Here is a 6,372-nt window from a genome sequence, read left to right on the forward strand (position 1 = left end):
AAAAAAATCGAAAAGCTGGAACCGCCGCCGGTGTCAGTTGCAAGGCCGATCCGATGCCCTTCCGCCATCAGCCCTGCCATGTCGAACAGGCCGGAGCCAATGAAGGTATTGGATGTCGGGCAATGGATCAGCGCTGCGCCGTAATCCCGCAGCCGGTGCCGCTCGCGCTCCTCCAGGTGGATGGCATGGCCGTACAGCCCTTTGGCACCGAGAAGGCCAAATTCCTCATAGGTGTCCAGGTAATCGCGGGCCTGCGGGAACAGCGATTTCACCCATTCGATCTCATCCGTCTGTTCGCTCAGATGCGTCTGCATCAAGCATTCCGGGTGCTTGGCCCACAGCGCACCCATTGCCTCCAGTTGTTCCGGAGTTGAGGTGGGGGAGAACCGCGGTGTAATCGCATATTCCAGCCGGTCCACGCCGTGCCAGCGCGCAATCAGCGCCTCCGAGTCATCATAGGCCGATTGCGCGGTGTCCCGCAGCCCCTCCGGCGCGTTGCGGTCCATGCAGGTTTTACCAGCCGCCACCCGCTGCCCGCGCACCTTAGCGGCGGAGAAAAACGCATCCACGCTTTCCGGGTGAATGGTGCAGTAGCTGCAGACCGTCGTGGTGCCATGGGCCGCGGTCAGATCCAAATAGCGGCTTGCGATTTCGTCTGCATAGCCGCGGTCGCCGAACCGCATCTCTTCTGGAAAGGTATAGCTGTTCAGCCAGTCGATCAGCCGCTTGCCCCAGCTGGCGATGATCGCGGTCTGCGGGTAGTGCACATGGGCATCGACGAACCCCGCCATGATCAGCTTGCCGGAGTGATCCACGGTCTCCGCCTCGGGCAGCAGCACCTGCATCTCCGCCAGCGTTCCGGCACCGGCAATCCGCCCGTCCTGCACCGCCACCGCGTCCAGAATCCGGGCCGCGTCCTGCGGGCGCTCCCCGGCAAAAGGAGACGCGGAAAAGGCAAGAACCTGCCCCTTCAGGATGTAACCGTTGCCCATGCGCTGAACCCTTTCCTTGCAAAATGGTTCTGCGCAGGATACCCGCCGGAAGGGCGCGGGTAAATTGCAGCATCGCCATTGTTTTCCGGTGGCGGCCTCTTCTATTTTGCACGCAAAGACCAAGAAATTCCGGGGGGCATCAGATGAGCAGCGGCGACAACATCACCGGCGACCAGTCTCAGGAAGATGCCTATGACCTCGACCGCAAGATGGTCGCGCAGGTTCTGGAGGCGGTGGAGCAGGGCGATCAGCAAACCCTGACAGAGCTGCTGGAAGACCTGCACGCAGCCGACATCGCCGACCTTCTGGAACAGATCGATTCCGATGACCGGATCAGCCTGATCCGGCTTTATGACCGGGAATTCGACGGTGAGATCCTGTCGGAACTGGACGAGAGCATCCGCGAAGAGGTGATCTCGATCCTGAACCCGATGGTTCTGGCGGATGCGGTGCGGGAACTGGACAGCGATGACGTTGTCGACCTGCTGGAAGACCTGGAGGTGCCGCAGCAGGAAGCCATCCTCGACGCGCTGGAAGACGCCGACAGGGTCGCAGTCGAACAGTCGATGAGCTATCCGGAAAACTCCGCCGGCCGCCTGATGCAGCGCGAAGTGGTGATGGCGCCTGAGCACTGGAATGTCGGTCAGGCCATTGATTTCATGCGCAACTCCGAAGACTTGCCGGACCAGTTTTATCATGTGGTTCTGGTCGACCCGCGCCTGCATCCGATCGGCAATGTCACCCTGGGCCGGATCATGGCCGCGAAGCGCCATGTGCCGCTGACCAGCCTGGTCGAGGAGACCTTTCAGGTTATTCCTGCCGATCAAGACGAGGAAGACGTGGCCTATGCCTTCAACCAGTACCACCTGATCTCCGCCCCGGTGGTCGATGACGAGGGGCGGCTGGTCGGTGTGATCACCATCGACGACGCGATGATCGTGCTGGACGAGGAGCACGAGGAAGACATCCTCCGCCTCGCCGGTGTTGGCGAGGAAAGCTCGCTCGCCGACCGGGTGATCGAGACCACCAAGCGCCGCTTCCCCTGGCTTGCGGTGAACCTGGTGACGGCGGTGCTGGCCTCGCTGGTGATTGCCCAGTTCGAGGCGGCGATTGCCCAGATCGTGGCGCTGGCCGTGCTGATGCCGATTGTTGCCTCCATGGGCGGCAATGCAGGCACCCAGTCGCTTACGGTTGCGGTGCGCGCCATTGCCACCCGCGACCTTACCGGCTCCAATGTCTGGCGGGTGATCCGGCGGGAAGTGCTGGTGGGGCTGGTCAATGGCGTGATCTTTGCCATCGTCATGGGGCTGGTGGGGCTGGCCTGGTTCGGCTCGCCGATGCTGGGCGTGGTGATTGCCGTCGCTATGGTGGTCAATCTGGTCGTGGCGGGGCTGGCGGGCACGGTGATCCCGGTTCTATTGGAGAAAACCGGAATTGACCCGGCGCTGGCCTCTGGCGCCTTTGTGACCACCGTGACTGATGTGGTGGGCTTTTTCGCCTTCCTGGGCCTTGCGGCCGTTCTACTGCTTTAGGAGACCGCCATGACGGATCTGACCGAAATCAAGGCCGCCGCCCGCAAAGCCGCCTTTGCCCGCCGAAAAGAGGCGCATGCCCGCAACATTCCCGGCGCGGCAGGCCACCTGTCGGAAGTGCTGGCCGGCTATCGCGGCGTGCCGCTGTCGGGGTTTCTGCCAATCCGTACTGAGATCGACCCGGTGCCTGCGATGGCGGAGGCCGCGGCGCACGGCCCCGTCGGCGTGCCGGTGATCATGGGGGCGGGGCAGCCCTTGAAATTCAGCCGCTGGCAGCCCGAAGGCGCGCTGCGAGACGGCCCTTTCGGTGCAATGGTGCCTGAGGTCGATGACTTCTTTGAGCCGGAGATTCTAGTGGTGCCGCTGGTTGCCTTTGACGCCAATGGAGGGCGGCTGGGCTATGGCGGCGGTTTTTACGACCGCACGCTGGAACTGCTGCGCGGTAAGAGGGCCACCCTGGCTATCGGCTTTGCCTTTGATGCGCAGGAGGCAGAGGACCTGCCGCTGGAACCCACCGACCAGCCGCTCGACATGATCGTCACCGAAAGCCGCATTCTGCAGTTCACCCGCTGACGCCCGCATTCCGCACCAAGATTTTTCAGAAAAAACCTTGGCAAAACTTTTTGGAAAAGTTTTGTGCGCCTGTTGCGGGTCTTGTCCTGCCGCGCGCCTGCGGGTACCACGCCCCAATGCGAATTCTGTTTCTAGGCGATGTGATGGGCCGCGCCGGGCGCCGTGCCATCACCGAAACCCTGCCGCGGCTGCGTGACGAGTGGCGGCTCGATTTTGTCGTGGTGAACGGCGAAAACGCTTCCAACGGCATGGGGCTGAGCGGTGAGCACGCAAAGCTGCTGCTGGATGCCGGTGTCGACTGCTTGACCCTTGGCGATCATGCATTTGACCAGAAGGACATGCTTCAGTTCATCGAGAAGGAGCAGCGCGTCATCCGCCCCCTGAACTTTGCCAAGGGCGCACCGGGCCGCGGCTACAGGCTCTTCAACGCGCCGGGCGGACGCAAGGTGCTGGTGGTGCAGGCGCTGGGGCAGGTGTTCATGAAACGCGCCTTCGACGACCCCTTCGGCGCAGTGGAGGCGGTGCTGAAGTCGCATCCCCGCGGCGGGCTGGCACAGGCGGTCATTGTCGACATGCATTGCGAGGCGACTTCCGAGAAGATGGCGATGGGCCACTTCTGCAATGGCCGAGCCTCGCTGGTGGTAGGCACCCATACCCATGTGCCCACGGCAGATGCGCAAATCCTCTCTGAAGGCACCGGCTATTTGACCGACGCGGGCATGTGCGGCGACTACAATTCGGTTATCGGCATGGACAAGGCCGAACCGATGCGCCGCTTCCTGACCGGCATGCCCAAGGCCCGCTTCACCCCGGCAAACGGCGAGGCGACCCTGTCCGGCGTGTTCGTCGAAACCGATGACCGCACGGGAGCCGCCAAGCAGATTCGCATGGTGCGCAACGGCGGTCTGTTGCAGGAAGCTGCCCCATAGGCCGCGCGTTTTACCCCTGGAACCGCCGCCGGCCGGGAGGAATTGCTGCAGAGGCGGCGGGTTTGCCGTAATATATCCCGAATGCGGGCGGTTAAGCGGCTGCAATTGCGGAAATTCTTGCTCAGGCTTCTGGTTTCGGGGAAACTGCGCGATGGCGGTGCGCTTGCGGGCGCAGTCTGCCTTGAACAAAATGGGCAAAGTCACGGTAAATGCAGTACTTCCAATTTGGCGACACCGGCAGCGCGTTTCTGGCGCTCGCGATTGTCCTGGCGATGTTCGTTGCGTTCCTGCGGGAAACCTATCCGACGGAAGTGGTGGCGCTTACCGGCGTGGCGGCAATGCTGGCCACCGGCGTTCTGCCCTATAGCGAGGCGCTGCCGGTCCTGTCCAACCCGGCGCCCTGGACCATTGCCGCGATGTTCATCATCATGGGGGCCCTGGTGCGCACCGGCGCGCTGGATGCCTTCACCCAGATCGCCAAGAAACAGGCAGAGGTAAACCCGAAACTGGCCGTCGCCCTGCTGATGGCGTTTGTCGTTACCGCCTCTGCCGTGGTGTCCAACACGCCGGTGGTAGTGGTGATGATCCCGGTCTTCATCCAGATTGCCCGCACCCTCAACGTCTCCGCCTCCAAGATGCTGATCCCGCTCAGCTATGCGGCGATCCTGGGCGGCACCCTGACGCTGATCGGGACCTCGACCAACCTGCTTGTGGATGGTGTGGCCCGGGCGCAGGGGCTGAAGCCCTTCACCATTTTCGAGGTCACCCCGCTGGGACTGATCCTCGTTGCCTACGGCATGGTTTACCTGCGCTTCATTGCACCGCGTTTGCTGCCTGCCCGCGACAGCATGGCGGAGCTGCTGAGTGACAAGTCGAAGATGAAATTCTTCACCGAGGCCGTGATTCCGCCGGAAAGCAACCTCATTGGCCGCGAAGTCACCGGTGTGCAGCTGTTCAAGCGCCCCGGCGTGCGGCTCATCGACGTGATCCGTGGCGACGCCTCGCTGCGCCGCAACCTCAAGGGCGTGGAGCTGCAGGTCGGCGACCGCGTGGTGCTGCGGACCCGGATGACAGAGCTGCTGAGCTTGCAGTCCAACAAGGAGCTGAAGCGGGTCGACCAGGTCTCCGCCATTGAAACCCAAACCGTTGAAGTTCTGATCACCCCCGGCTGCCGCATGGTGGGCCGCAGCCTCGGCGCCCTGCGCCTGCGCCGCCGCTACGGTGTCTATACGCTGGCGGTGCACCGGCGGAATCAGAACATTGGCGTTCAGCTGGACGATCTGGTGGTGCGGATCGGCGATACCCTTCTGCTGGAGGGCGCGCCCGCCGACATCCAGCGTCTGGCTGCCGATATGGATCTGGCCGATGTCTCGCAGCCGACCCAGCGCGCCTACCGCCGCAGCCACGCGCCAATCGCCGTTGTTGCGCTCTTGGGCATCGTGCTGTTGGCCGCCTTTGGCGTCGCACCGATCCTGATGCTGTCGCTGCTGATGGTGTCACTGGTCTTTATCACCCGCTGTATTGACGCGGATGAGGCGTTTTCCTTTGTCGACGGGCGTCTGCTGGCGCTGATCTTCTCGATGCTGGCCATCGGCGCCGCGCTTGAAAGCTCCGGCGCGGTGGCCCTGATTGTCAACGCCATCGCGCCAGGCTTGTCAATGCTGCCGCCGTTCCTGCTGGTCTGGGCGGTCTACCTCCTGACTTCGGTGCTGACGGAACTGGTGTCCAACAATGCGGTTGCCGTGGTGGTGACACCCATTGCCATCGGTCTCGCGCAGGCGATGGGGGTGGATCCGCGCCCTCTGGTGGTGGCAGTGATGGTGGCGGCCTCGGCGTCCTTTGCGACCCCGATCGGTTATCAGACCAACACGCTGGTCTACGGCCCCGGCGGCTACAAGTTCACCGATTTCCTGCGCGTCGGTATCCCGCTGAACCTGACCGTCGGGATGGTGGCCTCGCTGATTATACCGTTTTTCTGGCCGCTCTGAGCCCGCCGAAACCTGCAAAAGGCGGCGAAATTCCGCCTTCTGTGACCCCGGTTACATGAAACTGTTAAACTATTGCCCATATGGAGAGCAGCAGTGTCTTCATAAGGTCCAGGACGGCATTGTTGCAGAACTCTCTCGTTGGAGGATTCACAACACGAATCCATGGGGTTAGACGGATGTCATGAGCAAGCCCAAGCCCGCCCGCTACCGCACGACGAACTGGTCCGCCTACAACGCTGCGCTCCGCAAGCGCGGGTCTTTGCTGATCTGGCTGGACAAGGAGATGGCCTGGTACGCGCCGCATGAGGGCCGCCCTGGGCGCCCGCCGGTGTTCTCGAATGCGGCGATCCAGTTCTGC

General features: G+C 62.7%; 6 protein-coding genes. 5 read left to right on the forward strand and 1 reads right to left on the reverse strand.

The features are described from left to right. A partial coding sequence (gene guaD, locus A9D60_RS24285; RefSeq protein WP_065269967.1) for a guanine deaminase occupies positions 1-992 on the reverse strand: 992 nt, incomplete at its 3' end. 143 nt (positions 993-1,135) lie between these two features. On the opposite strand from guaD, the gene mgtE reads away from it, so the two are divergent. The 5 genes from mgtE to A9D60_RS24310 form a co-directional block, all read left to right on the forward strand. Continuing rightward, complete coding sequence (gene mgtE, locus A9D60_RS24290; RefSeq protein ID WP_065269968.1) at positions 1,136-2,524, forward strand: magnesium transporter; 1,389 nt, start codon at positions 1,136-1,138, stop codon at positions 2,522-2,524. A gap of 9 nt (positions 2,525-2,533) precedes the next feature. Next, positions 2,534-3,097 carry a 5-formyltetrahydrofolate cyclo-ligase gene (locus tag A9D60_RS24295; RefSeq protein WP_065269969.1) on the forward strand — a complete coding sequence of 188 codons (564 nt, stop codon included), beginning with the start codon at positions 2,534-2,536 and terminating at the stop codon, positions 3,095-3,097. A 116-nt stretch (positions 3,098-3,213) separates the two neighbouring features. Then, a complete protein-coding gene (locus A9D60_RS24300) occupies positions 3,214-4,026 on the forward strand; it encodes a TIGR00282 family metallophosphoesterase (protein ID WP_065269970.1) in 813 nt (270 codons plus the stop codon). A gap of 209 nt (positions 4,027-4,235) precedes the next feature. Beyond that, a complete protein-coding gene (locus tag A9D60_RS24305; protein WP_065269971.1) occupies positions 4,236-6,014 on the forward strand; it encodes an SLC13 family permease in 1,779 nt (592 codons plus the stop codon). A gap of 181 nt (positions 6,015-6,195) precedes the next feature. Further along, positions 6,196-6,372 (forward strand): transposase (locus A9D60_RS24310; protein ID WP_175393034.1); only part of this gene is annotated, 177 nt, incomplete at its 3' end.

The organism is Leisingera sp. JC1, from assembly GCF_001679925.1.
In the GTDB taxonomy this organism is placed as follows: domain Bacteria; phylum Pseudomonadota; class Alphaproteobacteria; order Rhodobacterales; family Rhodobacteraceae; genus Leisingera.

What these genes read in the sequence shown, in the direction of transcription:
- mgtE (WP_065269968.1), top strand. Translation starts at nt 1,136, where the DNA reads ATGAGCAGCGGCGACAACATCACCGGCGACCAGTCTCAGGAAGATGCC.
- A9D60_RS24295 (WP_065269969.1), top strand. Translation starts at nt 2,534, where the DNA reads ATGACGGATCTGACCGAAATCAAGGCCGCCGCCCGCAAAGCCGCCTTT.
- A9D60_RS24300 (WP_065269970.1), top strand. Translation starts at nt 3,214, where the DNA reads ATGCGAATTCTGTTTCTAGGCGATGTGATGGGCCGCGCCGGGCGCCGT.
- A9D60_RS24305 (WP_065269971.1), top strand. Translation starts at nt 4,236, where the DNA reads ATGCAGTACTTCCAATTTGGCGACACCGGCAGCGCGTTTCTGGCGCTC.